At 55.1% G+C, this 24,545-nt stretch carries 29 protein-coding genes; 12 read left to right on the forward strand and 17 right to left on the reverse strand.

Features of this window, described 5'->3' with window-relative positions:
* Positions 1 to 115: 115 nt before the first annotated feature.
* Entirely contained in the window at positions 116 to 775 is a 660-nt protein-coding gene (locus BY447_RS19175; RefSeq protein ID WP_110331844.1) for a riboflavin synthase subunit alpha, read from the forward strand.
* Between the two features lie 326 nt (positions 776 to 1,101).
* Here the strand turns inward: BY447_RS19175 and cfa are convergent, their stop codons facing one another.
* Together cfa and punC are read right to left on the reverse strand one after the other, a co-directional pair.
* Complete coding sequence (cfa, locus tag BY447_RS19180; protein WP_110331845.1) at positions 1,102 to 2,250, reverse strand: cyclopropane fatty acyl phospholipid synthase; 1,149 nt, start codon at positions 2,248 to 2,250, stop codon at positions 1,102 to 1,104.
* Positions 2,251 to 2,560: 310 nt separating this feature from the next.
* Entirely contained in the window at positions 2,561 to 3,763 is a 1,203-nt protein-coding gene (gene punC / locus BY447_RS19185; protein WP_110331846.1) for a purine nucleoside transporter PunC, read from the reverse strand.
* A 107-nt stretch (positions 3,764 to 3,870) separates the two neighbouring features.
* On the opposite strand from punC, the gene punR reads away from it, so the two are divergent.
* Positions 3,871 to 4,776 (forward strand): DNA-binding transcriptional activator PunR, encoded by a 906-nt coding sequence (gene punR, locus BY447_RS19190; RefSeq protein ID WP_110331847.1) that lies wholly within the window; start codon positions 3,871 to 3,873, stop codon positions 4,774 to 4,776.
* Here punR and purR read toward each other — a convergent pair.
* Positions 4,773 to 5,798 (reverse strand): HTH-type transcriptional repressor PurR, encoded by a 1,026-nt coding sequence (purR, locus tag BY447_RS19195; protein ID WP_110331848.1) that lies wholly within the window; start codon positions 5,796 to 5,798, stop codon positions 4,773 to 4,775. The two genes, punR and purR, sit on opposite strands and share 4 nt — an antisense overlap.
* Before the next feature lie 281 nt (positions 5,799 to 6,079).
* Between purR and BY447_RS19200 the strand changes: the two genes are divergently transcribed.
* Entirely contained in the window at positions 6,080 to 6,169 is a 90-nt protein-coding gene (locus BY447_RS19200; protein WP_095707274.1) for a YnhF family membrane protein, read from the forward strand.
* 46 nt (positions 6,170 to 6,215) lie between these two features.
* Here the strand turns inward: BY447_RS19200 and BY447_RS19205 are convergent, their stop codons facing one another.
* The gene (locus BY447_RS19205) at positions 6,216 to 7,025 is read right to left on the reverse strand and encodes a C40 family peptidase (RefSeq protein ID WP_110331849.1); all 810 of its coding nucleotides are present in this window, start codon (positions 7,023 to 7,025) and stop codon (positions 6,216 to 6,218) included.
* A gap of 364 nt (positions 7,026 to 7,389) precedes the next feature.
* Between BY447_RS19205 and BY447_RS19210 the strand changes: the two genes are divergently transcribed.
* Complete coding sequence (locus tag BY447_RS19210; RefSeq protein ID WP_170933470.1) at positions 7,390 to 7,725, forward strand: Grx4 family monothiol glutaredoxin; 336 nt, start codon at positions 7,390 to 7,392, stop codon at positions 7,723 to 7,725.
* Between the two features lie 43 nt (positions 7,726 to 7,768).
* Here BY447_RS19210 and rnt read toward each other — a convergent pair whose 3' ends face one another.
* The 4 genes from rnt to BY447_RS19230 form a co-directional block, all read right to left on the reverse strand.
* The gene (gene rnt / locus BY447_RS19215) at positions 7,769 to 8,437 is read right to left on the reverse strand and encodes a ribonuclease T (RefSeq protein ID WP_013357711.1); all 669 of its coding nucleotides are present in this window, start codon (positions 8,435 to 8,437) and stop codon (positions 7,769 to 7,771) included.
* 120 nt (positions 8,438 to 8,557) lie between these two features.
* Positions 8,558 to 8,965 (reverse strand): lactoylglutathione lyase, encoded by a 408-nt coding sequence (gene gloA, locus BY447_RS19220; RefSeq protein WP_010245580.1) that lies wholly within the window; start codon positions 8,963 to 8,965, stop codon positions 8,558 to 8,560.
* A 116-nt stretch (positions 8,966 to 9,081) separates the two neighbouring features.
* On the reverse strand, positions 9,082 to 10,179 hold the full coding sequence (locus tag BY447_RS19225) for an alkene reductase (protein ID WP_033782946.1): 1,098 nt from the start codon (positions 10,177 to 10,179) through the stop codon (positions 9,082 to 9,084).
* Positions 10,180 to 10,229: 50 nt separating this feature from the next.
* A complete protein-coding gene (locus BY447_RS19230; protein WP_110331850.1) occupies positions 10,230 to 10,826 on the reverse strand; it encodes a TetR/AcrR family transcriptional regulator in 597 nt (198 codons plus the stop codon).
* Positions 10,827 to 11,000: 174 nt separating this feature from the next.
* On the opposite strand from BY447_RS19230, the gene BY447_RS19235 reads away from it, so the two are divergent.
* The 4 genes from BY447_RS19235 to BY447_RS19250 all read left to right on the forward strand — a co-directional run bounded on the left by BY447_RS19235 (position 11,001) and on the right by BY447_RS19250 (position 13,405).
* Positions 11,001 to 11,240, forward strand: a complete 240-nt coding sequence (locus BY447_RS19235; protein ID WP_107320176.1) for a DUF1289 domain-containing protein — start codon at positions 11,001 to 11,003, stop codon at positions 11,238 to 11,240.
* 68 nt (positions 11,241 to 11,308) lie between these two features.
* Positions 11,309 to 12,205: an aldo/keto reductase gene (locus tag BY447_RS19240; RefSeq protein ID WP_110331851.1), complete on the forward strand. Its 897-nt coding sequence runs from the start codon at positions 11,309 to 11,311 to the stop codon at positions 12,203 to 12,205.
* Positions 12,206 to 12,289: 84 nt separating this feature from the next.
* A complete protein-coding gene (gene sodC, locus BY447_RS19245) occupies positions 12,290 to 12,808 on the forward strand; it encodes a superoxide dismutase family protein (protein ID WP_110331852.1) in 519 nt (172 codons plus the stop codon).
* 129 nt (positions 12,809 to 12,937) lie between these two features.
* Positions 12,938 to 13,405 (forward strand): hypothetical protein, encoded by a 468-nt coding sequence (locus tag BY447_RS19250; protein ID WP_107319624.1) that lies wholly within the window; start codon positions 12,938 to 12,940, stop codon positions 13,403 to 13,405.
* On the opposite strand, the gene BY447_RS19255 is transcribed toward BY447_RS19250, so the two are convergent.
* Genes BY447_RS19255 through BY447_RS19265 form a run of 3 tightly spaced genes read right to left on the reverse strand, consistent with a single transcriptional unit; the run spans position 13,406 to position 16,502 of the window.
* Complete coding sequence (locus BY447_RS19255; protein WP_110331853.1) at positions 13,406 to 15,406, reverse strand: FUSC family protein; 2,001 nt, start codon at positions 15,404 to 15,406, stop codon at positions 13,406 to 13,408.
* On the reverse strand, positions 15,403 to 16,260 hold the full coding sequence (locus BY447_RS19260) for an HlyD family secretion protein (protein ID WP_013357720.1): 858 nt from the start codon (positions 16,258 to 16,260) through the stop codon (positions 15,403 to 15,405). The genes BY447_RS19255 and BY447_RS19260 overlap by 4 nt, the downstream gene beginning before the upstream one ends.
* A gap of 5 nt (positions 16,261 to 16,265) precedes the next feature.
* The gene (locus BY447_RS19265) at positions 16,266 to 16,502 is read right to left on the reverse strand and encodes a DUF1656 domain-containing protein (RefSeq protein WP_013357721.1); all 237 of its coding nucleotides are present in this window, start codon (positions 16,500 to 16,502) and stop codon (positions 16,266 to 16,268) included.
* Positions 16,503 to 16,652: 150 nt separating this feature from the next.
* Between BY447_RS19265 and slyA the strand changes: the two genes are divergently transcribed.
* Complete coding sequence (gene slyA / locus BY447_RS19270; RefSeq protein WP_010245551.1) at positions 16,653 to 17,090, forward strand: transcriptional regulator SlyA; 438 nt, start codon at positions 16,653 to 16,655, stop codon at positions 17,088 to 17,090.
* Positions 17,091 to 17,130: 40 nt separating this feature from the next.
* On the opposite strand, the gene slyB is transcribed toward slyA, so the two are convergent.
* Positions 17,131 to 17,598: an outer membrane lipoprotein SlyB gene (gene slyB, locus BY447_RS19275; RefSeq protein WP_013357722.1), complete on the reverse strand. Its 468-nt coding sequence runs from the start codon at positions 17,596 to 17,598 to the stop codon at positions 17,131 to 17,133.
* 282 nt (positions 17,599 to 17,880) lie between these two features.
* Here slyB and anmK point away from each other — a divergent pair, with 282 nt between their 5' ends.
* The gene (gene anmK / locus BY447_RS19280; RefSeq protein WP_110331854.1) at positions 17,881 to 19,002 is read left to right on the forward strand and encodes an anhydro-N-acetylmuramic acid kinase; all 1,122 of its coding nucleotides are present in this window, start codon (positions 17,881 to 17,883) and stop codon (positions 19,000 to 19,002) included.
* A 48-nt stretch (positions 19,003 to 19,050) separates the two neighbouring features.
* Here the strand turns inward: anmK and BY447_RS19285 are convergent, their stop codons facing one another.
* The 3 genes from BY447_RS19285 to BY447_RS19295 all read right to left on the reverse strand — a co-directional run bounded on the left by BY447_RS19285 (position 19,051) and on the right by BY447_RS19295 (position 21,348).
* Positions 19,051 to 19,284: a DUF4060 family protein gene (locus tag BY447_RS19285; protein WP_013357724.1), complete on the reverse strand. Its 234-nt coding sequence runs from the start codon at positions 19,282 to 19,284 to the stop codon at positions 19,051 to 19,053.
* 227 nt (positions 19,285 to 19,511) lie between these two features.
* Positions 19,512 to 20,723 carry a diguanylate phosphodiesterase gene (locus BY447_RS19290; RefSeq protein ID WP_110331855.1) on the reverse strand — a complete coding sequence of 404 codons (1,212 nt, stop codon included), beginning with the start codon at positions 20,721 to 20,723 and terminating at the stop codon, positions 19,512 to 19,514.
* A 103-nt stretch (positions 20,724 to 20,826) separates the two neighbouring features.
* Positions 20,827 to 21,348: a GNAT family N-acetyltransferase gene (locus BY447_RS19295; RefSeq protein WP_041457211.1), complete on the reverse strand. Its 522-nt coding sequence runs from the start codon at positions 21,346 to 21,348 to the stop codon at positions 20,827 to 20,829.
* 287 nt (positions 21,349 to 21,635) lie between these two features.
* Between BY447_RS19295 and BY447_RS19300 the strand changes: the two genes are divergently transcribed.
* Positions 21,636 to 21,869, forward strand: coding sequence for a hypothetical protein (locus BY447_RS19300; protein WP_041456831.1), 234 nt, complete (start codon positions 21,636 to 21,638; stop codon positions 21,867 to 21,869).
* Between the two features lie 148 nt (positions 21,870 to 22,017).
* On the opposite strand, the gene BY447_RS19305 is transcribed toward BY447_RS19300, so the two are convergent.
* A complete protein-coding gene (locus tag BY447_RS19305; protein ID WP_110331856.1) occupies positions 22,018 to 23,172 on the reverse strand; it encodes an MFS transporter in 1,155 nt (384 codons plus the stop codon).
* Positions 23,169 to 23,708: a TetR/AcrR family transcriptional regulator gene (locus tag BY447_RS19310; protein WP_110331857.1), complete on the reverse strand. Its 540-nt coding sequence runs from the start codon at positions 23,706 to 23,708 to the stop codon at positions 23,169 to 23,171. The genes BY447_RS19305 and BY447_RS19310 overlap by 4 nt, the downstream gene beginning before the upstream one ends.
* A 544-nt stretch (positions 23,709 to 24,252) precedes the next feature.
* On the opposite strand from BY447_RS19310, the gene BY447_RS19315 reads away from it, so the two are divergent.
* Positions 24,253 to 24,528 carry a hypothetical protein gene (locus BY447_RS19315; protein ID WP_033732518.1) on the forward strand — a complete coding sequence of 92 codons (276 nt, stop codon included), beginning with the start codon at positions 24,253 to 24,255 and terminating at the stop codon, positions 24,526 to 24,528.
* Positions 24,529 to 24,545 lie beyond the last annotated feature (17 nt).

The following is a 24,545-nucleotide window of genomic DNA, read 5'->3' on the forward strand; positions in this document are numbered from 1 at the left end:
CCAATCTTTGTCACACAATGCGTTTTGAACCCCATTAATGGGGTGAGGTGGGGTGAAATCTATCAGCCGACCGGAGCTGTGATAAACTAGCGTAAACTTCGCAGAGGCAAAGACTATGTTTACCGGTATTGTACAGGGCACCGCAGAAATCGTGTCCATTGAAGAAAAAGAACTGTTTCGTACCCACACTGTCCGACTGCCAGAAGAGCTCCTGCCGGGACTGGCGCTGGGCGCATCCGTAGCCCATAACGGGTGCTGCCTGACCGTGACGGCAATCGAAGGTGACCGCGTCAGTTTTGATTTAATTAAAGAGACATTGCGCGTGACTAACCTTGGCGATTTACGCCAGGGCGATGTGGTGAATATTGAGCGTGCAGCGAAATTCAGCGACGAAATAGGCGGTCATCTGATGTCAGGTCATATTATGACCACCGCTGAAATCTGCAGGATTATCCAGTCAGAACACAATCGCGAAGTCTGGTTTAAAATCCAGGATCCGATGCAGATGAAATATATTCTGCATAAAGGTTTCGTCGGCATCGACGGTATCAGTCTGACGGTAGGTGATGTGACGAAGACCAAATTCTGCGTCTATCTGATTCCGGAAACGCTGGAGCGCACGACTCTGGGCGCGAAAACTTTTGGCGACCGGGTCAACATTGAGATCGATCCGCACACACAGGCAATCGTAGAGACCGTTGAGCGGGTGTTAGCACAGCGCGATGCCGCGGCGGCGATGAGTATGCTGACCGGCCAGCCTGCCGCCGAGAGTTAATAAAGGGTGTGTAAGCGCCTTTGAGAGTAGTGATAGGATCTGAACTGTTTTGCTGTTTTACCGAGCCATCACACGGAACAGGGTCAGATCGGAAAGACGCAAAATCCGCCATCCATGGCACGCCCGGCCCGCGCGATTACGCACCTCATCCCTGAGGTGCGCCCGTTGCCGGGCCAACGCGTTGCGTTGTTCAAAAACGCTCCCGGCGTTTTTGTCACAGGCGCGCGACGCTTTCCTCTTCTGACCCAGTTCCCTGCTCGTTAAGCTTATTCGTTGCTGTGAGATTCAATATGATTTGGCATTCGCAGCGTTTGCATGACAGAGCACTACCGCGCCACCCGTAATCCACCCTCTACACCGCGACTGAACACAATCTGCCATAGCTGAATATCCCGCGCGCGGAAGGCGCCGGCACAGGCATTGAGATAATAGGAGAACATCCGCTTAAAGCGTTCGCTATAGTTATCGGCCAGCTCCGGCCAGGCCTGCATAAAGCGCTCATGCCAGGCCATCAGCGTTTTGTCGTAATCGGCCCCAAAGTTATGCCAGTCTTCCAGAATAAAATGCGGCTCGCTGGCATCCGCCACGTGACGCACTGAAGGCAGGCAGCCGTTGGGGAAGATATATTTATCGATCCAGGGGTCGACGCTCATATCGGTTTTAATCGCGCCAATGGTGTGAAGCAGAAAAATTCCGTCAGGCTTTAAGTTACGATCGACCACATCAAAATAGGTGGCGTAATTTTTCGGCCCGACATGCTCGAACATGCCTACTGAAACGATGCGATCAAACTGCTCATTCAGATCGCGATAATCCTGCAACAGAATCGTGACGTCTAATCCGCTACAGCGCTGCTGCGCAAGTTTCTGTTGTTCGGCGGAAATCGTCACGCCATGCACGTTGACGCCATAATGACGTGCGGCAAATTCCGCGAGTCCTCCCCAGCCACAGCCGATATCCAGCAGCGACATTCCGGGTTCCAGCGCTAATTTACGGCAAATCATATCCAGCTTGGCTTCCTGCGCCGTCGCCAGCGTCGTGGCCTCTTTCCAGTAGCCACAGGAATATTGCATATAGGGGTCGAGCATCAGTGAAAAGAGATCGTTACCCAGGTCGTAATGCTCTTTACCGACAATCCAGGCCCGTTTTTTCGACTGCAGATTGGTTAAGCGGGCAGCGGCGATGCGCAGCGTATCTTTAAAGTGATGCGGGAGTTGCTGATCAAGTTTATGTTTCAGCACCTGATGGAAGAAAATATCCAGCCGGTCGCACTCCCACCATCCATCCATATAGCTCTCACCGAGCCCAAGCGATCCCTCCTGCAGAACACGCTTAAAAAAGCCGGGATGATTAATATGAATATCCCAGGGACGTGAACCATTAATTTCAATATCCGCTTTTTCCAGCATTTCGTGGACGATACGATACCAATGGTTTTCTTCAGGACTCACTGCTTCTGCATAAGATGAACTCATAGATTTTCCACCACCTGTCCAATCTGAACCTGAACAAAGAGTAGTCAATTTCGTCAGGCATTGAGAAACGGTACGGATGAATCCGCACACCGGTTGACTGTGTGATACAGAGGACTGGAATAGCCTGCAGCAGGTCGGTCAGGGTAAGAATAACGCGCGCGAATACCGTCCCGGCAACAGGATGCCAATCAGATTATTACGTTATTATATTGTTGATTTATTACAGATTTGTTGACCCGGATGAGTATATGCTCACGCGGGTCAATATTCAATGACTTATTGTTAGGATGCTAACGAAAAAGTCAGTGTGTCAGTGATTATTCTGGCAGGCAGGTTGTGTGGAGGCAACAACAGTTTGTGCGCTTGCGGTACGCTGCATGGCGTAACCCACCAGCGCCAGCAGAATCGTCACCGTCATCATCAGCGTAGTGGTAAACAGTGCATGCGTTAATCCGGCAGAGACTGCCAGGCTTGCAGCAAAGCAGAGTCCTAGCTGTAAGGTGTTCTGCAATGCGGCCGCTTTACCGGTGGCGTGCGGGAAGGGCGTCAGTGCACTGGAAACCACAATTGGATAAATTGCGCCGTTAGCCAGCGCCATACCGCAGAACGGCACCATCAGGCTCACCAGCGTGCTGACGCCTGACAGCGCGACGGCAAACAGCGCCAGAATGCTCAGGCTGTAAATGCCCAGCAGCCACGGTAACAGCTGAGCGCCATTAAAGCGGTTAAGAAGGGCGCGACAGCCGAATCCGCCAATCAAAAAGGCGAGCGTCTGGGGCACATAACTCAGGCCGATATCGGCGGGTGAAAGGCCCAGATCCGCCAGAATAAACGGCGAGCCGGTCAGCCAGGCAAAAAAACTGGCTGAACAGGCGGAATAGATCAGCACGTTGCCGCTGTAAATCCGTGATTTCAGCAGGGTGAAAAAGCCCGGCTGAGCTCCTTTCTCGCGTGCTTCCTGGCGTACTGTGGGCAGACGTAGTGTGGTCAGAATTAATGCCACCGCAATCAGCGTCAGCACCAGGAAAATCGAACGCCAGTGGAAATGGCCGATGAGCCAGGCACCCAGCAACGGGGCCAGCGCTGGGGAGAGCGCAACCAGTGGCATAATCGTGGCAAAGACTTTGTTAGCGCGCGCGGCAGGATAGCGATCCACTACCAGCGCCTGCCAGCTCACGGCCGCAGCACAGACGCCAATCGCCTGCACAAAGCGCAGCGCCAGCATCAGAGTGATATCATTGACCCACAACATGCCCGCACAGCCAATGCCAAACATGGCCAGTCCGGCCAGCAGCACCGGTTTACGGCCAATGCGATCGGAAAGCGGTCCCCAGAAGAGCTGTCCACAGGCGAAACCCGCCAGGAAGAGACTCATACTGGCGCTGATCAGGCCCGGCGAGGTATTAAACGTTTGCTGCATCGCACCAAAGGCGGGCAGATACATATCAGTGGCTAAAAAGCCGAGCATGCTCAGCAGGGCAAGATAGGGCATAAATCCTTTATTAGACAGCATCTCATTCTCATTTTTGCAGGATAAACGCGGCAGAGTGTAAAAGGTGCGTTTGCCGCTGTGAAACGGTAATATTTGCCGGTTGCTGTTAAAATTTTTGAAGGCAGATTATGTGGTCAGAATATGCATTAGAGGTTGTTGACGCGGTCGCCCGCGGGGGCAGCTTCAGCGCCGCTGCTCAGGAGCTGCATCGGGTGCCCTCTGCCATCAGCTACACGGTGCGTCAGCTGGAGAACTGGCTGGCAGTGCCGCTGTTCGAACGCCAGCATCGCGAAGTGGTGCTGACGCCAGCAGGCGAACATTTTGTCCGGGAAGGGCGTAGCGTCATCAAAAAAATGCTTGCTACCCGGCGGCAGTGTCAGCAGCTGGCCAATGGCTGGCGCGGGCAGCTCAGCATTGCCGTTGACCGTATCGCTAAGCCTCAGCGCACCCGGCAGTTGGTTAAAGACTTCTATCGCCACTTCCCCGATATGGAACTGATCATCAGCTATGAAGTTTTTAACGGCGTCTGGGATGCACTGGCCGATGGCCGGGTGGAAGTTGCGATTGGGGCCACCCAGGCGATTCCGGTAGGCGGACGGTTTGCATTTCGCGATATGGGTACGCTCAACTGGCGCTGCGTGGTCGCGCCCGATCATCCTCTGACGCAGGCGAGCCAGATCGATGACGACACGCTGCGTAGCTGGCCGTCACTGGTGCTGGAAGATACATCACGCGCACTGCCACGTCGTATGACATGGACGCTGGATAACCAGCGCAGGCTGGTGGTGCCGGAGTGGCAAACCGGACTGGAGTGTGTGCAGGCAGGCTTGTGTGTGGCGATGGTGCCGGGTCATCTGGCCAGGCCACTGCTCGACAGCGGCGAGCTGGTCGAACTGGCGCTGCCGGTGGCATTTCCGGATAGCCCCTGTTGCGTCAGCTGGGCAGAAGATCGCGCATCACCGGCGACAGGCTGGTTGCTCAGCTATCTGGGTGATGCGCAAACGCTTAATCAGGAGTGGTTAAGCGAGGATTAGCGGCGATAGTCGCGGAACGGACCATCTGCCACTGAACGGCGCTCAATCAGCGTCGGATGGACTTCAATCGTTTGTGACACTTCGCGCTTACTGGTGATGCGGTCAAGCAGCATATCCAGCGCTTTCTCACCCAGCTGGGCTTTTGGCTGATGCACCGTGGTCAGGGCAGGGGCGAAATAGCGGGCATTGCGCACATTGTCATAGCCGATGACCGAAATATCCTGCGGCACGCGCAGACCCATCTCATCGGCCGCACAAATGGCCCCCATCGCCATGATGTCGCCGCCGCAGAACACGGCGGTCGGGCGCTGCTTCTGCGACAGGATTTGCTGCATCGCCTGATAGCCTGATTCCGGCTCAAAGTCACCCTGTACAATCCACTCGGCACGTGGCTGAATACCCGCTTCTTCAAGCGCCTTCAGAAAACCGGCATGGCGTCCGCCGCCGGTATTGCGCTCCATCTGACCGGGGATAGCACCAATATCACGGTGTCCACGTTCAATCAGATAACGTCCCGCCAGATAGCCGCCCTGGAAGGCATTATCGAGAACCGTATCGGTAAAGTCGGCGCGCGATTCGCCCCAGTCCATCACCACCATCGGGATATTGCGGTTCTCTTCCAGCGTCTGTAGCAGATCGTCCGGATACTCAGAGCACATCACCAGCAGACCATCGACGCGCTTCTGCGCCATCATGCTGAGATAGGCGCGCTGTTTTTGCAGATCGTTATGCGCATTACCCAGAATCAGCGTATAGCCTTTGTCAAAACAGTGGTTTTCAACCGCTTCAATAATTTCAGCGAAATAGGGCGCTTCGCTGGAGGTGGCAAGCAGGCCCAGCGTTTTGGTGTGGTTTACTTTCAGGCTGCGCGCCACCGCACTTGGCGAGTAGTGCAGTTCCTTAATTGCCTGCCAGACCGCCTCGCGTGTTTCTTCAGCGACAAAGCGGGTTTTATTGATGACGTGCGAAACAGTGGTCGTTGAGACGCCAGCGCGTTTCGCCACATCTTTAATTGTTGCCATGAAAATAGGACTCCAGTGCTTACCTAACTCTATGATAAGCGTAATGTTAAACGTTTGCGTCTGCTCAGGGTTTTTTCCGAAAAAATGCGGCTTTTCTGGCCGGTAAACAGGCGGCTGGCGGAGAAAAAACGCCTGAAAAGATGCGCAAACGGAATCAGGGTTGAGCGCGTTGCGCAACAAAGGCGGGATTCTAACAAGGCTGAACGGATAAAACGAGATTTTTACCGGACCCTGTGGGAAAATGCCATATCCCTGCAAAGTGTGTGACTAAGGAGCAAGCAATGAGTACCGATTTAAAACTGGCTTTGATGACCACTGTCGGCTGTCTGCTGATGATTGTGGCCTTTAGTTTTACTGCCATTCTGCACTAATAAAAAAGCCGGGATTATCCCGGCTTTTTTCGGACTATAGTGCTGCTCAGCGAATGGTTTTCGGCGTCATCACCCGACGGGCACCAATATAGTGGCGCTGCCAGTAATCTTCCCCTAATGCACTGATCTGAATATCTTTGCCGGTACGCGGCGACTGAATAAACTTGCCATCGCCCAGGTAAACGCCGACGTGGTCCGCTGTGCCGCGGCCATTAATACGGAAGAAGACCAGATCGCCTTTCTCCAGCGACTCACGCTTGATCGGCGCGGCGTCACGCAGGTGATACATCTCGTTAGCGGTACGCGGGATCTTAAATTTCACCAGGTCTTTATAGGCATACCAGACCAGACCGCTGCAATCGAAACCGGTATGTGGAGAAGTGCCGCCCCACTGATAGGGTTTACCTAACTGCCCCATCAGCTTGGTCATTGCGGTCTCACGCGCCTTCTGATAGCGCTGGCGGTGGGATTTGCTCATTTTAATCGTGCCTGGCTCGCGGGTGGTGACCTCAGCGGTTTTCAGCTGGCGCTGATGCCCATAGCGTTTCTTCTCTTTATTTTTTTCTTTGCTTTTGCTGATACGGGCGGTTTTGAGCGAGGTCTTCTTAGCAGGCGTCTGTTTAGCAGTGAGTTCGACTTTTTTCTGTTTTTTCGTTTTAAGTTTTTGATCAGGGCTGAGACGAGTTTTTTTCGTCACCGTTTTTACCGGGCGACGCTTGCGGCGTTCATCGTCGCGCGCACTCTTTTTCTCTGCTTTATGCGTACTGACGTTCACCGGCGAGTGAGGCGACGCAGCGGCGATGTTGAAAAACAGTTGCGCAAAGGCCAGCATAAAAAGCGTAATGATTAAACGCATAGTCCATTAATTAGTTAAGTTGTCAGGGCCACTACGCACCGCGACAAAGTTGAGATTAATCTGATCCAGGATCAGTGCCCAGGCCATTCTAGTCCAGTTCGCCTAAAAACTGTAATGCCTTTTAATGTTAATCTTTGCAGGCCACGTGATTGCACTGAAAATGAACATTTTCAGCATGTTATACCAACGGAATTATTACGAATTATTAAACTGTTACCAGCTGTTAATACTTGAAGTTAAATGTCCTGCGCACGGAACTTAACAATGATGGTCATTTAATCGGGCAGCGCGCAAAATCTCATTTTCAGTCACGCTGCGAAGTCGCTACAATAAACAAACACGAAGTAACGAATTAAGGAAGGCAATTATGAGTACTGTAGAAAAAATTCAGCGCCAGATCGCAGAAAACCCGATCCTGCTGTACATGAAAGGTTCCCCGAAACTGCCAAGCTGCGGTTTCTCTGCACAGGCGGTGCAGGCGCTGTCAGCCTGCGGTGAGCGTTTTGCTTACGTGGATATTCTGCAGAACCCGGACATTCGTGCCGAAATGCCGAAATTCGCCAACTGGCCGACCTTCCCACAGCTGTGGGTGGATGGCGAGCTGGTCGGTGGATGTGACATCATCGTTGAGATGTTACAGCGTGGTGAACTGCAGACGCTAATCAAAGAGACTGCAGAAAAGTTTAAAGAAGCAGAATAAAAAAAGGCCGACATTATGTCGGCCTTTTTCATTGTGGCATCCCTTATGCGGATGTCGTGGCGTCTGCGTCGCCCCCGGCGAAGGGCAGAGGCCAGCCACCTAACCGTTTCCAGCGGTTCACCAGCTCGCAGAACAGTGTCGCTGTCTGCTGAGTGTCATAGAGCGCTGAATGCGCCTGGGTACTGTCAAACTCCATTCCCGCCGCAATGCAGGCTTTCGCCAGCACCGTCTGACCCAGCACCAGTCCGCTCAGCGCTGCGGTATCAAAGGTGGCAAACGGGTGAAACGGATTGCGCTTCAGGCTGGCACGTTCTGCTGCCGCTGACATAAAGTTCAGGTCAAACGTGGCATTGTGCGCCACCATAATGGCGCGGTTGCAGCCGCTATCTTTAATGCCCTTGCGCACCATTTTGAAAATAGCGTGCAGCGCCTCATATTCACTCACCGCGCCGCGCAGCGGATTGCTGGGATCGATACCGGTAAAGGCCAGCGCTTCCGGATGCAGCAGCGATCCGACAAAGGGTTCGACGTTGAAATGCAGCGTCTGGTCAATCTGAATCCATCCCTCTTCATCCATTTTCAGCGTGATAGCGGCAATCTCCAGTAACGCATCGGTTTGCGCGTTGAAACCAGCGGTTTCAACGTCGATCACCACCGGATAGAAGCCACGGAAACGTTGATTGAGTGCATTAGGGGAATTCGATTCAGACATCAGGATCTCGTTGCAGAAAAAGGGCAGCGCGTATTATGGCAAAAAACGGGGCCGGGTGCAGCAGATGAAGCGCAGAGAAGGGGATTCAGCCCACCGGGTCAGGCGGGCTGAGGGGCAGGTTTAGTTGCCCAGGCCGTTACCGGCATCTTTGTTTTCGATCAGCTCAATTTTGTAGCCATCGGGATCTTCAACAAAGGCAATAATGGTGGAGCCGCCTTTAACCGGGCCCGCTTCACGGGTCACGTTGCCGCCATCTTTGCGGATACGTTCGCAGGCTGCTGCTGCGTCATCGACGCCCAGCGCGATGTGACCATAAGCATCACCGAGGTCATATTTATCAACGCCCCAGTTGTAGGTCAGCTCGATCACCGCACCTTCGCTTTCGTCGGTGTAGCCTACGAACGCCAGGGTATATTTATATTCGGTGTTTTCGCTCTGACGCAGCACGCGCATGCCCAGCACACGGGTGTAGAAATCGATTGAACGTTGCAGATCGCCAACGCGCAGCATGGTATGAAGTAAACGCATAACATCCTCTTTTAAATAAAACGCCATCGCCGGATGACCCAGGCGCTAAGTATAGCGATGAAAATCGCCATTGAATAATGGCTGCCGTCATCGTCCCGGACGGCAGCCCAAACAGATTACAGTGTCGGGTAGTCGATATAACCTTCCGCGCCGCCGCCGTAGAAGCTTTCCGGGCGCTGTGGGTTAAGTGGGGCATCCTGCTGCAGACGCTCAACCAGATCCGGGTTAGCAATGTAATCACGACCAAATGCAACCGCATCGATCAGACCGCGACCAATCAGATCATCCGCTTTCTCAACGGTGTAAGCACCGGCACCAATGATGGCGCCCGGGAAGAGATCGCGCACTTTCTGACGGAAGGCGTCGGTGTAAGGCTTGCCGCCGGCCCAGTCTGGTTCAGAGAGGTGCAGATAGGCGATGTTGCGTTTTGCCAGCTCACCGATGTACCACAGCGCCGCTTCTTCTTCATCCGGACCGTTGTCCAGATTCTGGAAGCTGCCGATAGGCGAGACGCGGATACCAATGCGATCGGCTGACCAGTTGGCGATTACCGCATCGACCACTTCCAGCGCAAAGCGACCGCGTTTTTCGATGCTGCCACCATATTCATCGGTACGCTGGTTTGAACCCGGTGCCAGGAACTGGTGAATCAGGTAGCCGTGCGCGGAATGCAGCTCAAGCAGGTCGAAGTCTGCTTCACGTGCGTTCGCCGCAGCCTGACCAAAATCGGCCACAATCTGCTGGATCTCTGGCACCGTCAGTTCGCGCGGTACAGAGGTGTCTTCGCGATAGACGCTGCCATCTTCAGCACGCAGTGACGTACGCGTACCCGCTGCAATGGCGGATGGCGCTACCGGTGCTTTGCCTTCCGGCTGCACGCTGTTATGCGAGATACGACCGGTGTGCCATAACTGTACGGCGGTATGACCGCCTGCCTGATGGACACCTTCGTTAATCACTTTCCACGCGGCAATCTGTGGCTGCGTATGTAAGCCTGGCGCACCGGCATAGCCTTTTGCCTGGAAAGAGATCTGGGTTGCTTCGGTGATAATCAGACCGGCGCTGGCGCGCTGACGGTAATACTCCGCCATCATTGGGGTAGGGATGTCGCCTGGCTCAATGCTGCGCAGACGGGTCAGCGGTGCCATAAATACGCGGTTTGGGACGGTAATTGCGCCGACTTTCAGCGGACGAAACAGCTGGGTACTCGCCATAATAGCTCCTGATTAGTAGACCAGTCGTCTACAAACACGTTTTTTAAAAATCAGTGGCTTTCAAGCCACTGTTCGATGGTACTCAGTGCCAGACGCAGTGGCTGCGCCTCGCGGGAAATTTTGCTCTGCAGACTGGCGCCCAGCCATAACAGCGACAGCAACTCTGCCATCTGCGCCGGGGGCTGCGGCAGGCTCAGCGACTCCTGCTGCTCTGCGGCAATCAGCGTCCGGGCATAGAGCGCGGTAATCTTTCCTGCACCCTGCTGCAGTGCGTCTCGCATCGGCTCTGAAAGATCGCAGACCTCAGCAGAAACTTTCACGCCCAGACAACCGACAATGTGTCCCTGCTGCACAAACAGCTCAACCGCAGCACGAAAATGATTTAGCAGACGTTCACGCGGTGTGCCGTCTGTCTGGTTGAGCTGTAACTCAACATCCTGCAGATAACGCGCAAAGTAGCGTTCCAGTAACGCCACGCCAAACACCTCTTTAGAGCGGAAATAGTAGTAGAAGGAGCCTTTCGGCACCGCCGCCTGCGTCAGCAGTTCGCTGAGGCCCATTCCGGTAAAGCCGCGTTGCAGACAGAGCTGTTCACCTGTCTGGAGCAGGTGTTCGCGGGTTTCATTGCGTTGTAGCGTCTTATTCATGGCAGAGAGAGTAGTAGACCGGTTGGTCTAATGCAACGCTGCACCGTGCATTTGGCACAGAGTGTTCACTCACTCGTGAGAGAAAAGGATAATTCTGACGGGGCAAAGCTTAATTCCTGTGCATCCAGGCTACGCTTTTTACTGGACTGTTTATTCTGTTAATCCGGAGTCATGGTGGCCGAGCAGCTTGAGTTTTTCCCGGTTCCCAGCCCCTGTCGCGGCATCTGCCAGACCGATGCACGTGGCTACTGCCTGGGATGTTTACGCAGCCGCGATGAGCGGTTCAACTGGCTGCGCTTCAGCGATGCGCAAAAGCGGGAAGTCATTCGTCTCTGTCAGCAGCGTCGTCTGCGCCTGCAGCGGCAGCAGAAAGGCGAAGAGCCACCCGAGCCACAACAGCCGGAGTTATTCTGACGACTTTCCGCTTTCCGTTATACTCTCTGACACACTAATTACAGCCAACGCGCAACAGGGAGAACGTCATGTTAGAACCGCAGGCCATCGCTTTACAGGGCCCCGATTTTTCACCGCTGGTTATGGGGTACTGGCGTCTGATGGAGTGGGGCATGTCGCCGCAGGAGCGGGTTGCGTTTATTGAGCACCATCTGAGGCTCGGCATTACCACCGTTGATCATGCGGACATTTACGGCGACTACCAGTGTGAGGCGGCCTTTGGCGAGGCGCTGAAGCTGGCTCCCGGACTGCGCGATCAGCTTCAGATTGTGACCAAGTGCGGCATTGCCACCCGCGCCCGACCTGAACATCAGATTGGCCACTACATTACCGACAAAAATCATATCCTGCAGAGTGCTGAAAACTCGCTGCGCCATTTCCACACCGATCGTCTCGACCTGCTGCTGATCCATCGTCCCGATCCGCTGATGGCGGCTGACGAAGTGGCTGAAGCCTTTATGGCACTTCATCAAAGCGGCAAGGTGCTGAATTTTGGCGTCTCGAATTTCACACCATCCCAGTTTTCACTGCTGCAATCCCGTCTGCCGTTCTCGCTGGTCACGAATCAGCTGGAGATTTCACCCGTCCAGCAAAGCGTGCTGCTGGATGGATCGCTGGATCAGTGCCAGCAACTGCGCATTCGTCCGATGGCCTGGTCCTGTCTCGGTGGCGGACGTCTGTTCAACGATCCTCACTTCCAGCCCCTGCGTAATGAACTGGAGATGGTGCGGCAGGAAACCGGTGCCACCAGTCTGGAGCAGGTGGTCTATGCCTGGATACTGATGCTGCCGTCGCGGCCTCTGCCGATCATCGGCTCAGGCAAAGCGGCGCGCGTCAGCGAAGCCGCCGGGGCACTGGATTTATCCCTGTCGCGGCAGCAGTGGTTCCGTATTCGCAAAGCGGCGCTGGGATTTGATGTGCCCTGAAGCGTAAAACTGCGTCAATCTTCGGCAAAATAGTGCAACAGCGACCAGACTTATCTCAAACCCTGGGATACAAATGGAGTCAACATGAAAATGAAAGCAGTTGCGCTTTTTGCGCTGATCGCCTGCGGCTCAGCACAGGCTGCCAGCGAGCAGATTACGATCCATCAGGTTACCGCTGAAGGGATTGGCAAATCGCTGGGCACCGTTAAGATTGACGAGACCCAGTATGGTCTGCAGTTTACGCCGGACCTGCAGGGACTGAAGCCGGGCATTCACGGTTTTCATGTCCATGCTAAAGGCAGCTGTGAACCGGGTGAATCTGAGGGGAAAGTGGTCGCCGCCGGTGCGGCTGGCGGTCACCTGGATCCGGCTAACAGCGGCAAACATCTGGGGCCGTATGCTGAAGGTCACCTGGGCGACCTGCCCGCGATCTATGTTGATGAGAAAGGTAGTGCCACCTATCCGGTGCTGGCGCCACGGCTGAAGTCGTTAAAAGAGATCAAAGGCAAAGCGCTGATGGTACATGCTGGCGGAGATAATCATGCCGATCATCCTACACCGCTGGGCGGCGGCGGGGCGCGTTATGCCTGCGGCGTTATCTGAATTTCCGGGCGGCAGGCGATAGCCGCCCTTTTTATCCCGCCTGTTTATGAATTGTTATACCATCCCCGTCATTTCCCCCCTATGATATTGATTCAGGTAAGAAAGCGTGATGAGGAAAGGAGCGGGAAAATGAAATTCAAGGGTGCATTACTGCTGTGTCTGCTGCTGGTGGGATGCGATAAACCCAATGATACGCAGCTGGTCACTGAAACCGGACGCGAGCTTCAGCGCACCATTGATACCAGCAAGATGCGTGTCACCTGTGAAAAGATCGCCAGAGGTCGTGAATGGCTCAGTCGCAACATGGTGCGCAAGCTGGAAGCGCAGGGGTGCGATCAGGTTTTTCGCAGCGCCACTGAAACCAATTTCACTGACACCACAATTTATCGCCGCACCATGACCATGGTGTGCGGTGGCATTCACGGTCAGAGTTTTACCGGCACCGAACTGACGCGTCGCTTTATCTTCTCACCTGATGAGAAAGCGCTGGTGATTGAACCGATGACCGAGATGGATAAAACCCGCTTCGAGGGCCATAAAACGCTGCAACAGCTGCAGGATGATTTTAACCGTCAACAGCAGCAGTATTGCCAGTAATCACTCCGGCACAGCCTGCTTCAGCTGTGCCAGCGAACAGCGTAATCGCCAGATAATCCCCGCCAGTTCGCTGGCCTCATTGTTTTCCAGCGCCAGTAACGCGGTAATGGTCGCTTCCAGTTCCGTCAGCATCTGTTCCAGCGAACTGTGCCGTACGCCGCGGCTGCTGATAATCTGCTGTAAATTTTGCAGGCTGTTATCGCGAAATGCCATCAGCGTTGCTGAACCGGCGCGCCATTCACGCAGCTGCCAGACGATATGCGAACAGTTGAGCAGCACCACGCCCCAGCGCAGAAGCCAGACGCGCGCCTGCTCATCCCGGCTATGGCTGAGCTGGCTGATGCGATGATAAATCTGTGATTCAAAGCGGCTCTCGCTGAGCCGGGGTCGTTGCCGCAGCTGATCGAGAAACGCCAGCCGCAGTGCCCAGATATGCCGCCGGCTGCGCCGCGCATCGGAGCTGGGCCGCAGGATCTGAAACGCCAGCCAGGCGAGCAGCACTCCGCAGACTTTGGCGATGTTATCGTTAAAAAAGTCCTGATAATCCCACGTGGGCGGGTTAGTCACCGCGATAAACGAGCCCATAAAGACGATGAACTGCCCCCACATCCCGGCGCGCTGTTTCTGTTGCAGCTTGAAGAGTTGCAGCGTCACCAGCAGCGGAAACAGAAACAGTAAAAACGGCCATAGCTGACCGATCTGCACCATCAGGCCAAACTTCATCACAAAACTAAATGCAAACAGCCACAGCAGCGTTTTCAGCAGCAGCGTGACGCTGCCGCCGGGTGAGGGGGCAGAGGCATAAAGCACGCAGGCAATGGCGGTCAGGGTGAGCGCCGAGGCCCCGGAAGACCATTGCGTATTAATCCAGAAGGCGCAGCCCAGTACGATCACGCAGAAGGTGCGCAGGGCGCTCCAGCCCGCTTCGGCACTGTCACTGTCACGCGCCAGCGCCGGAACCGGCGGTGGCTGAAAGCGGGTATCGGCATCGGCGCGATCCAGCAGACGGATCCAGCGCAGCACGTTGAGGTACATCCAGCAGAAGTAGCGCAGCCGCTGACAAAAGGCGCGCTGCCGGTAGTCGCCATCCGCTGCGGGTGTCACGCTGCGCAGGATTTGCGCCAGACGATATTTATCACACGCCGGTTTTGCCAGCTCCGCCAGCAGTTGCTGCAGCGCCTCAAACAGCGCCTCTGGCGCGTCAGGCCAGTTGAGCAGCATACGGCGCAGGCTGGAGAGCACGCTGGTAAGTCGCAACTGCTGGTGCAGCACATAGTTCAGGACGTTGTTCTGTCGGCGAAAACGGTAGTGGCTCCAGAACGCCTGAATGCGCAGCAGGTTCATGGTGAGGATCTGGCTGATGACGTTTTCATGTGCGGTGCGAATGGTATCGCTGGCCGAGGGCTGCAGCAGTAATACCGCATGTTCCAGCAATCGCGCATGCATCTGTTTCAGGGAGGTAATCAGCGTTTCGCCATCGGAGGTGCTCGGCAGCACCATCATCATCAAACCGGCGCACAGAATACCGGAGATCACCTCACAGACGCGAGCCTGGGCGATCGTCCACAGCGAGGTGATATCAGTGATGTTGACGCTGCTGAAGGCAATAATAGCGGCGGTGTAACCCGCCAGCGAAAAGGCATAGGCGACATTGTTCTGGTAGTGGTTTGCAATGCCGGTGCAGAGCGCCAGCCAGCCGGCAATCGCAAAGGTAAACAGCCAGGGCTCATTCAGAGTATGTCCGGCAATCAGCAGCGCGGCGGTGGCCCCGAGCAGACTGCCGACGATGCGGCCCAGACTTTTACCGATCGCGCCGCCCACGGTAGGAAAGCTGATCACGGCGGCGGAGGTCATCGCCCAGTAAGGCTCATCAAGATCCAGGCCATAGGCGATGCTCAGCGCCAGACACATCGCGATAGCATTCCGCAACGCATAGCGCCACTGACCGCCGTTCGCCTTAATCCAGGGCAGTTGATCCCAGGCCAGCCACTGAACATTCATGGCTGGATGGTGATGGTGCAACTGGTGCCCGCAACCAGACTGGCATCAGCCGGGAGCGGATCGAGACGAATGCGCACCGGCACCCGCTGCGCCAGCCGCACCCAGGGCACGTTGGGTTTGATATCAGGCACCAGACCGCTGTCGGTCTCAATGCTCTGGTCATAGATAGCGCGGCCAATACTGTCCACCTGGCCCTGCAGCCGCATGCCATTGCTGTAAAGCACCACCTGAGCCGCCGCACCAGCGTGAATATGGCGCAGCTTGGTCTCTTCAAAATAGCCTAAGACGTAATAAGAGTGGCTGTCGACCAGCGCAAACAGGGGCGACCCCGCTGTCGCATAGTTGCCGGGACGAAGCGTCAGATTCGTGATCCAGCCATCTGTCGGTGCGGTCAGCGTCGTCTGCTGCAGATTCCAGCGCGCTCGCTCCAGTTCCGCCTGCGCGGCTTTGGCACTGGCGGCGGTGGCTTCCGCGCTTAAGCGTGCCGCATCCAGATCCTCGGCGGAGATGATGTTACGCGGCAGACTGCTGCGCCGGTGATATTCATGCTGCGCTTTCGCCAGGTCCGCCTGCGCTTTGCTGAGCTGGGCGGCAGCGTTGTCGAGTGCAATCTGCCATGGCACCGGGTCCAGCGTTAACAGCAGCTGGCCCTGATGCACGAACTGATTGTCTCTGACCTTCAGTTGCGTAATCCGGCCCGACACCTGAGGCGTAATATCCACCAGTTCTGCCCGCACTTTTCCGTCACGCGTCCAGGGCGACTGCATGTAGTAGTTCCACAGCCAGCCACCGGCCAGCAGCGCCAGCGCAAACACAATCAGCGTTGAAAAGTATTTTACCGCGTTAAATTTCATATCGATTATCCGTGACCGATGAGCCAGAGTGCGGCGGTAACGCACAGCACAAACAGGGAGAGATCAAACAGGGTGGGATGCCAGACGTCGCCGGAGTAGATCCAGCCGCGCACCAGCGGGTGAATCAGCAGCCAGAAAAAGAAGCCGAGCAGCACCGCTTTGAATATCGGCGGGAAAAAAAGCGAGGCACCCACGACCAAATCGGTTAGCGGTTTCGCACCTGAAAAAGCAGGAGTGAGCACGTGATAACATCCTTCGTTAACCCAGACGGCAGACTGAACGCGCTGCCGCGTAATCGTAGCCTGGTCCGGGATTTGTAATTTGTCCTGTAAACTCGCAGAATAGTGTAAAATCTGGCTTGATAGCTAGCAAGCTAATTATAAGGAGATGAAATGGATACGCCCCTCGGAACGGATTTATCTCGCCTGGTGCGCATCTGGCGCGCGTTGATTGATCAGCGGCTCAAGCCGCTTGAGCTGACTCAGACTCACTGGGTGACGTTGCACAATATTCATCAACTGCCGCCCGAACAGTCGCAGATTCAGTTAGCCAAGGCGATTGGTATTGAACAGCCTTCGCTGGTGCGGACGCTGGATCAACTGGAAGAGAAAGGATTGATTACCCGTTCGACCTGCGCCAACGATCGTCGCGCCAAGCGCATTAAGCTGACGCAGCAGGCGGAGCCGATTATCGAACAGGTTGAGAGTGTGATTGATGAGACGCGGGATGACATTCTGTCCGGCATCAGTCGGGAAGAGATTAGTCAGATGGTGACGCTGATCGCCCGGCTTGAGAAAAACATTCTCGAACTTCAGCACAAAGAGAAATAAAAAAACCGACGCCCGGGCGTCGGTTTTTTGTTTTGCAGCCTTAGCGAGGTGAAACCGTCACCTGGCTGCCGTTGGACGCCATGACAACACGCTGGCCAACGGAGTAACGCGAGGCGGCCTGTTTCTGAACCACCATAATGGTGTTGCCATCATCCTTACGGATTTCCAGCTCAACGCCATCGGTTTTATTGATTGCGCCCTGAACACCCTGGCCTGCTACGCCACCCAGAACCGCACCACCGGCTGTTGCCAGGCTACGTCCGGTGCCGCCACCAATGGTATTACCCAGGAAGCCACCCAGCACCGCACCACCGATTGCACCGATGACGTTGCTTTCATCACCGCCCTGGATTTTCACCGGACGCACAGAGACTAACGTACCGTACGACACGCTCTGCACCTGCTTGGCTTCACTGGCACTGTAGGTGTCACCCGACAGCGTACTGGTATTGCTACAACCTGCCAGCATCGCACCGGCCAGAGCGACCACAATTACACGCTTAATCATTTGAAACTCCTTTAGTCGAGAAGGCGCCACGTTTATCGCTATATCCTGCACACAGTATAAGACACAAAACTGGCAAATTAATCCCTGTCCGAATAAAACACGGTTAGACGAAGCATAGACTATGTAAGATCAACAATAATTCAATCGTCGTTTAAAAATAGTCCCGTAACGTTACTGGTCAGCACGATCGGATAAAAAGAATTTAATCATAGAATTAGCGATCATTATTTGTCAGGCTAACCGCAGATGAATCGCACTTCCCGCCGGAAGTAAGGAATGGTTATGAAATCAGGACGCTATATCGGGGTAATGTCAGGCACCAGCCTGGATGGCGTGGATGTGGTGCTGGCCGCCATTGATGAGAATATGGTGGCGCAGCAGGCGAGTTACTGCCATCCGATGCCACCTGCGCTGCGTCAGGCCATTCTGGCGATTTGCCAGGGTCAGTCCCTGACCCTGTCACAGCTCGGTCAGCTTGATACCCGCCTCGGCCAGCTCTTCGCTGAAGCCGTCGTGACATTAATGAAGCGCGAATCGCTGGAGGCCAGCGATATCACGGCGATTGGCTGTCATGGTCAGACCGTCTGGCATGAGCCCCAGAGTGACGCGCCAAATACGCTGCAGATTGGTGACAATAACCAGATCGTCGCGGCAACCGGCGTCACCGTGGTGGGCGATTTTCGCCGCCGTGACATGGCGCTGGGCGGGCAGGGCGCGCCGCTGGTGCCTGCTTTTCATCAGGCGCTGCTGATGGATGCCGCAGAACGCCGCATGGTGCTGAATATTGGTGGCATCGCCAATCTCTCGCTGCTGATCCCGGGACAGGCGGTGCGCGGCTTCGATACCGGTCCCGGCAATATGCTGATGGACGCCTGGATATGGCGCAATCAGGGTCAGCCTTATGACAAAGATGCGCAGTGGGCGCGCAGCGGCTCGGTGATCCCGGCTCTGCTGGAGGCGCTGTTGCGCGAACCCTGGTTTGCGTTGCCGCCGCCGAAGAGCACCGGGCGCGAACACTTCAATCTGGGCTGGCTGGAGCAGCATCTGCGCTATTTCCCGGGTCTGGCACCGCAGGATGTGCAGGCCACGCTGGTGGAGCTGACCGCCATCACCATTACACAGCAGGTGTTACTCAATGATGGCTGCGATCGTCTGCTGGTGTGTGGCGGTGGCAGTCGCAATCCGCTGCTGATGGCGCGGCTGGCAGCACACCTTCCGGGAACGGAAGTGGCGACCACCGATGCGGCGGGTATCAGTGGTGATGACATGGAGGCGCTGGCGTTTGCCTGGCTGGCGTTCCGTACGCTCTCCGGTCTGCCGGGCAATCTGCCTGCGGTGACGGGCGCACGAGAGAAAAGCGTGATAGGCGCAATTTATCCGGCCAATTCCCTCTACCGGCGTTAAGCGGGGGATGCGGGGGCCAGTTTGCCCCCGCAGGCGAGCAGGCGGCCGTCAGGCGGCGCCGGAGAGATGCGTCAGATTACGAACCCCGGTAATCACCGTGGCTACCATGGTTTCACGTCGGGTAATGACCTCAACCTGATAAAACCGGCTGCGGTATGCGATGGAATAGATGATGGGATGGTACTTATTACCTTCTCCGTAGCGGGCGTAGTGCGCTTCGAGCGCACGGGTCGCTGCCAGAATATGGGAGGGTTCTTTATCACCGCGGATGATTTGCTTCATTCAGTTCCTCAAATGCTGTCCCGGGAGTCACGTCGCACGCATGGCGCGTAGCGCTGGCCTAAACACTGAACATCTGACTGCTAAACATTTAATCACTGATGGGGTCATGACTGACTGTGACGCGGGAAGATGACAGAAAGATGATCCTCCGGCGCTGTTAATTATTTAGCAGCCGCCGGGTGATCCAGCAAGGCAGGGAGACGTAAAATCATCCAAATCGCAGGAGGTTAAATCAGCTCCGGCCAGGCCACGGCCGCAACGCCATTCAGTTCAGGCTCCGAGAACAGGAACCCCTGGAACTGGGTCACGCCCGCGGCTTCCAGCCACATCCACTCTTCCGGTTGTTCAATGCCTTCGGCGATCACACCGATCTCCAGTGAGGCGCAGCATTTCAGAATGGCGTGGATGATCGCCTGTTTCGGCCCACTTTTATGCACGTCAGAGATGATGGCGCGATCGATCTTAATTTTGTCGGGCTGAATGCGGGTCAGTAGCGACAGCCCGGCAAAACCGGCACCGAAATCATCCAGCGCCAGGCTGATACCGGCCGCTTTCAGCTGCCTGATGGCGGCTTCAAACGCTTCCGGCTGCGAGATGATTTCATTCTCGGTGAACTCAACCATGACCTGCTCGGGCACCAGCCCATGGGCCGCAATCTCATCCAGCAAAAAGGGGACGGCGTCGGGCACTTCTACCAGCGTCATCGGCAGCAGATTGATCGACAGGGTCATCCCCTCAATCCTCAGCTTCTTCGCCTGCGCAAAGGCGATCTTTTTCGACTGCAGATCGACCTGATAAAGCTGCTCGCGTGTCAGTCGGGCAAAGTAGTCGAGCGGCGATTCTCCCTGCGGACCGCGCAGCAGTGCTTCCAGTGAAACGATCTCGCAGGCGAAGGGATCAACAATAGGCTGAAACGCAAAGCTGACTTCATCCGTAGCCAACAGCGCCGCATCGCCTTCGCGCTGCTCTGTCTCATTACGAATAAACGTCCAGCCGCTGGCGGCAGGGATCTCGAAATAGTTCTCTTTTTCGCGCGCTTCAACAAAGGTGCGCAGGAACTGCAGTGCACGATCGGCATAGGTCATCTGATATTTCGTCGTGCATTTTTCCAGCACTGACTCCAGCACGGTTTCCTGATCGTGCAGCCGCAGATCGAAGAGCTCCATACCAACATGACCAAAACGTCGCGCCGGAGCGTAATCGCGCAGCAGTTCGACCAGATTGTGGTGGCGCGGATCCTGGCAAATCCGGCTATAGACCGCCTTAACCGCCGCCTCCGGGCCTTCCAGAAGCTGGAAAAAATGCGTGCCATTGAACAGTAAAATTCCGGTGACACTGGACGATTTGTTGATTTTATTCGCTTTCCGCGCCAAATCATTCAGGGTCTCGAGCTGCACATGTTCAGTGATGTGGCTGCGATAGATGATTGTCGACAACATAAAGGTTTCCGGAATTTTTTATTTTTTGTTAAGGCACCTTACCAGAAGCTTCTCCTTGGGAAAACGAGGGCCAGTATGACTTTCTTATTCTGACGCTAATATTTTAGTCAACTGGCGGCGTGGTATCGCCTGTTCCCAGAGAACGTTGCATAAAAACGGTATCCAGCCAGCGGCCCTGTTTAAACCCCACCGAGCGCAGAATGCCGGTCATTTCAAATCCTGCTGCCTGGTGCACGGCAATCGACCCCCGGTTCTCGCTGTCGCCGACGTTGGCGATCAACTGGCGGTAGCCTTTCTGCTCCGCCCACTGGATGGTATGCTCCAGCAGACGTGAACCGGCACCGCGCTTCTGAAAGCCGGGGTCGATATAAATCGAGTCTTCCAGCGTATGGCGGTAGGCGTGGCGCGGGCGGTAAGGTGCCAGATAGCAAAATCCACGTACGTCGCCGTCGCTGACAGCGATGAACCACGGCAGCCCCGCCTGCTGTATCTTACGCATTCGCTCGCCCATCTCTGCAGCGTCAGGGGGCACGGTCTCAAATGAGCCGGTGCCGTTAAGGACATGCCAGGCGTAAATCTGCTGAATCGCCGGGATGTGGCGTTCATCTGCATCAAAAATTTCCATCATGAGGTTTGCCCTGATCGTCTGCACATGTTGAAAAACAACGGTATAGCGGGCGCTCAGAGCGCGCAATATAAATCTCGTGCGCGTCAGCAATTTCAATACGGGCGCTTCCCCCAGGACTATGCCTGGCGAAAAGGGAATAGTTATCCTCGCCGGTTGTGTCCCGCTTCTGAATGGCGGTTAAGCCTATTCTGAAAACAGCGTCAGCCGGATGATCCGCAACGGGGTTAAGGCTATTATCTGTGCCGTTCCGATAGGGTGAATTAATTGACGGGAGGCGCAGCGTGATGCGATTTGTTGATTTTCTGAATAGTAAGCAGGGGCTGCGTGCAGCACGAAATCACTGCTTCGAATTAAATGGGGTCGTGCTGGGCCATTTTACGGCGTTATTCCTGCAGGATAACCAGATTATTTTTACCAAAGATGGTAAGCAGTGTGCGGTGCCTTATTATCTGGGTCCCGCTGAAGATTTACTTCAGCAAAAGGTGAATCCACGGATTAAAAATATCCGCGCGATCTGAAAAACTTCGGGGCTGCCTTTATCCGTTTAATTATAAAAGTGACATTATTATTTCTGATGCGCTGGGCAGTTCTGTTTTACGCTGTCTGGTAAATAACATTATCAGTTAATTCCCGCCACGATTTATGACGCTGTTTGTAATTTACGGCTTATTTATCTGATGCGTCACTATTCTGCGATGGTGTAATAAACAGCAGGAGCAGGATCAGGGCGCTGAGCGCAAACAGCGTTAATGCCGTACCGGCACCCAGCGCGGCGTAAAGCTGACCAAACAGCAGCGATCCCGCAACCTGACCGACTGCCAGCATAAAAAACAGGATACCGACGCCTGTCGCGGGCTCTTCAGCCGTGGCCTGTGCTCCCCATACCAGCAACACGCCCGACAACGTCACGTATCCTGCGCCGCAGCAGGCCACCGCAACCAGTAAACCGGTAGATTCACCGTGACTGAAGGCCAGAACCAGCAGTGGCAATGCCATTCCGCACAGTGACAGCCGGTAAACCGCGTTCAGCCCGATACGGGCAGCGACCGGGCCGGTTGCTGCACCCACAATGCCTGCACCTCCGGCAACCAGCCAGAGTAAACGGGCGGTCTCTGCATCTACGCCGACATGCTGGCGCAGCAGCGCCGACCCAAAGCTCCACCAGGCCGCACTGATCAGACCTGAAACCAGCGCTATGCCCATCAGCCGGCGCATAGCGCGACGGTACAGACGCTGGTGCCAGCGTCGCGCTTTAGTAGCGCTGCCGACAGCATGAACCGACAGCACGCGGATTACCGGCAGCATACAGGCCAGTGACAGCAGGGCGAACAGCATGCAAGCGGCCCGCCATCCGCCTGGCAGCACGCTCAGGATCACCACGGTCAGAATGATACCGGCGCTGGTGCCGGCGTTAATCAGGGTATTGATGCGCGGCTGATCTACAGCCGCAATCCTGTTACTGACAGCCGCGGCCAGTGCAGGCGAGGCCAGCCCTGAACTCAATCCGGCAACAAACAGTCCTGTCGCCAGCAGTAGCGGTGAGGAGGCGCAGGCAAGCAGCAGCAACCCCGATGCGGCACTCAGGGCCGCCAGCAGCGCGGTCAGTCGGGCACCATAGCGGTCTGCCAGTGCGGCTGCGGTGAGAATAGTGAGGCAGTAGGCCACAAAGCTGCAGGCTGACAGCAAGCCTGCCTGCTGCGGGCTGAACGGGATATCGGCTGAGATCGAAGGCAGCATCAATCCCCACGAGAAGCGCGCCATGCCGTAAGTCACAGCAATCAGGCTAAAGCCGGTCAGCGCCAGCGCGGCGGGTGACCTCATCTGACCTCACCACGCTGCAATAACTGGCTGGCGACCTGTGCCGCCTGTCGTACAGCGGCAGGACCGGTAATCAGCGCGGTGGTAATCGCTCCCTCAAAGAGTATCCAGATGGCATCACTCAGCTGCTGATTAACTTCGCCGCCCAGATGCGTCACGCATTGCGTAATGTAAGCGCGCATCGTGGCGCGAAAGGCCAGTGCCTGAGATGCCAGCCCGCTATCCCGCTCGGCATATTCCCCCCAGGCTTTCAGAAAGAAGCAGCCTCGCGCGCCATTTAACGTCGTCCACTCACCCAGTACCGTAAACAGATGCGCGATTGCCTCAGGCTGTTGCGCTGGCAGCAGCGCCGCCATAAAGCGCTGTTCGCGGGCGTCAAGCACCGCGGCGGTAAGTGCTTCACGGGAGGCGAAATGATGATAAAGCGTGCGTGTCGAAACGCCCGCTTCGCGACAGAGTTGATCGGTACTGGTGGCGTGAAAGCCGTGGGTATAGAAGAGCCGCTCGGCGGCCTGAAGGATATCATCTCTCTTTTTCATGCTTTAAAAGTAAACCGATCGTTTTACTTTTTCAAGCCAGTCGCCGTTAATTACGCCCGCCGTTATTGATAAACCCCCGACTCTGCCTATCTCAGCGCTTCGCTAAAAGAAAGGCGCTCTGCCGCGTTCACACTTTTTCAGCCTCAGTTTATCAATACTCATAAGTATCTCTGCGGCGGTTAATGTCGTTTGTTGTGGCTCTAATCATAACTGCCGTAACCTATCTGGCCGTTTGCAGCAGTAGTCTAATTAACCTTCTGTTTTGTAAAGATTAATCTGAATTTCAGTTTTTTACTGATGCATTAAGACTTTAAATGAAAGCGGGGCTGCAAAGCGGGACGGGAACGTTAAGCGCGCTGAATGACTGAAGCGATAATAGAGACCGAAAAGGGCATATTCTCAAAGTCGGTTTGCGTTACGCAATAAAGTGGTTTTAGGGATAATTCTCAGTTAGTTTAATAAAGCTTCAGATTACAAATAAAACCTCTTACGAATTTTGGTTCGTTTTTTTACGACACATACAGCAACTATCAGGATGACTACCATGCTCAAAGCCAGCTATTATTATCTGTGCCCGCGTCCCATGGGTGGATGGATTTTACACAAAGAAGGTTGCGTTAATCTGTCAAAGAACGATAAACGCGTTTTTATTGGTTCGCTTTATACCCGACAGCAGGCGCTGGCGGTGGCGAAAGTCCATCACGCTAATGCCATATTGTGTAATGCCTGCCTGAGCACCTTTATTTGCCCGACCACGACCAGCACGGCAATTAAACCAGCGCGCGCGGCAACGCCAACCCGCCATACGCCAAAGCATTAATTCACTGAAATTAAATG

The organism is Pantoea sp. JKS000250 (assembly GCF_003201065.1).
GTDB classification, from domain to species: Bacteria; Pseudomonadota; Gammaproteobacteria; order Enterobacterales; family Enterobacteriaceae; genus Pantoea; species Pantoea vagans.

Excerpts from the sequence above, each read along its gene's own strand:
- BY447_RS19175 (WP_110331844.1), top strand. The coding sequence starts at position 116 with ATGTTTACCGGTATTGTACAGGGCACCGCAGAAATCGTGTCCATTGAA.
- cfa (WP_110331845.1), bottom strand. The coding sequence starts at position 2,250 with ATGAGTTCATCTTATGCAGAAGCAGTGAGTCCTGAAGAAAACCATTGG.
- punC (WP_110331846.1), bottom strand. The coding sequence starts at position 3,763 with ATGCTGTCTAATAAAGGATTTATGCCCTATCTTGCCCTGCTGAGCATG.
- punR (WP_110331847.1), top strand. The coding sequence starts at position 3,871 with ATGTGGTCAGAATATGCATTAGAGGTTGTTGACGCGGTCGCCCGCGGG.
- purR (WP_110331848.1), bottom strand. The coding sequence starts at position 5,798 with ATGGCAACAATTAAAGATGTGGCGAAACGCGCTGGCGTCTCAACGACC.
- BY447_RS19200 (WP_095707274.1), top strand. The coding sequence starts at position 6,080 with ATGAGTACCGATTTAAAACTGGCTTTGATGACCACTGTCGGCTGTCTG.
- BY447_RS19205 (WP_110331849.1), bottom strand. The coding sequence starts at position 7,025 with ATGCGTTTAATCATTACGCTTTTTATGCTGGCCTTTGCGCAACTGTTT.
- rnt (WP_013357711.1), bottom strand. The coding sequence starts at position 8,437 with ATGTCTGAATCGAATTCCCCTAATGCACTCAATCAACGTTTCCGTGGC.
- gloA (WP_010245580.1), bottom strand. The coding sequence starts at position 8,965 with ATGCGTTTACTTCATACCATGCTGCGCGTTGGCGATCTGCAACGTTCA.
- BY447_RS19225 (WP_033782946.1), bottom strand. The coding sequence starts at position 10,179 with ATGGCGAGTACCCAGCTGTTTCGTCCGCTGAAAGTCGGCGCAATTACC.
- BY447_RS19230 (WP_110331850.1), bottom strand. The coding sequence starts at position 10,826 with ATGAATAAGACGCTACAACGCAATGAAACCCGCGAACACCTGCTCCAG.
- BY447_RS19240 (WP_110331851.1), top strand. The coding sequence starts at position 11,309 with ATGTTAGAACCGCAGGCCATCGCTTTACAGGGCCCCGATTTTTCACCG.
- sodC (WP_110331852.1), top strand. The coding sequence starts at position 12,290 with ATGAAAATGAAAGCAGTTGCGCTTTTTGCGCTGATCGCCTGCGGCTCA.
- BY447_RS19250 (WP_107319624.1), top strand. The coding sequence starts at position 12,938 with ATGAAATTCAAGGGTGCATTACTGCTGTGTCTGCTGCTGGTGGGATGC.
- BY447_RS19255 (WP_110331853.1), bottom strand. The coding sequence starts at position 15,406 with ATGAATGTTCAGTGGCTGGCCTGGGATCAACTGCCCTGGATTAAGGCG.
- BY447_RS19260 (WP_013357720.1), bottom strand. The coding sequence starts at position 16,260 with ATGAAATTTAACGCGGTAAAATACTTTTCAACGCTGATTGTGTTTGCG.
- slyA (WP_010245551.1), top strand. The coding sequence starts at position 16,653 with ATGGATACGCCCCTCGGAACGGATTTATCTCGCCTGGTGCGCATCTGG.
- slyB (WP_013357722.1), bottom strand. The coding sequence starts at position 17,598 with ATGATTAAGCGTGTAATTGTGGTCGCTCTGGCCGGTGCGATGCTGGCA.
- anmK (WP_110331854.1), top strand. The coding sequence starts at position 17,881 with ATGAAATCAGGACGCTATATCGGGGTAATGTCAGGCACCAGCCTGGAT.
- BY447_RS19285 (WP_013357724.1), bottom strand. The coding sequence starts at position 19,284 with ATGAAGCAAATCATCCGCGGTGATAAAGAACCCTCCCATATTCTGGCA.
- BY447_RS19290 (WP_110331855.1), bottom strand. The coding sequence starts at position 20,723 with ATGTTGTCGACAATCATCTATCGCAGCCACATCACTGAACATGTGCAG.
- BY447_RS19295 (WP_041457211.1), bottom strand. The coding sequence starts at position 21,348 with ATGGAAATTTTTGATGCAGATGAACGCCACATCCCGGCGATTCAGCAG.
- BY447_RS19300 (WP_041456831.1), top strand. The coding sequence starts at position 21,636 with ATGCGATTTGTTGATTTTCTGAATAGTAAGCAGGGGCTGCGTGCAGCA.
- BY447_RS19305 (WP_110331856.1), bottom strand. The coding sequence starts at position 23,172 with ATGAGGTCACCCGCCGCGCTGGCGCTGACCGGCTTTAGCCTGATTGCT.
- BY447_RS19310 (WP_110331857.1), bottom strand. The coding sequence starts at position 23,708 with ATGAAAAAGAGAGATGATATCCTTCAGGCCGCCGAGCGGCTCTTCTAT.
- BY447_RS19315 (WP_033732518.1), top strand. The coding sequence starts at position 24,253 with ATGCTCAAAGCCAGCTATTATTATCTGTGCCCGCGTCCCATGGGTGGA.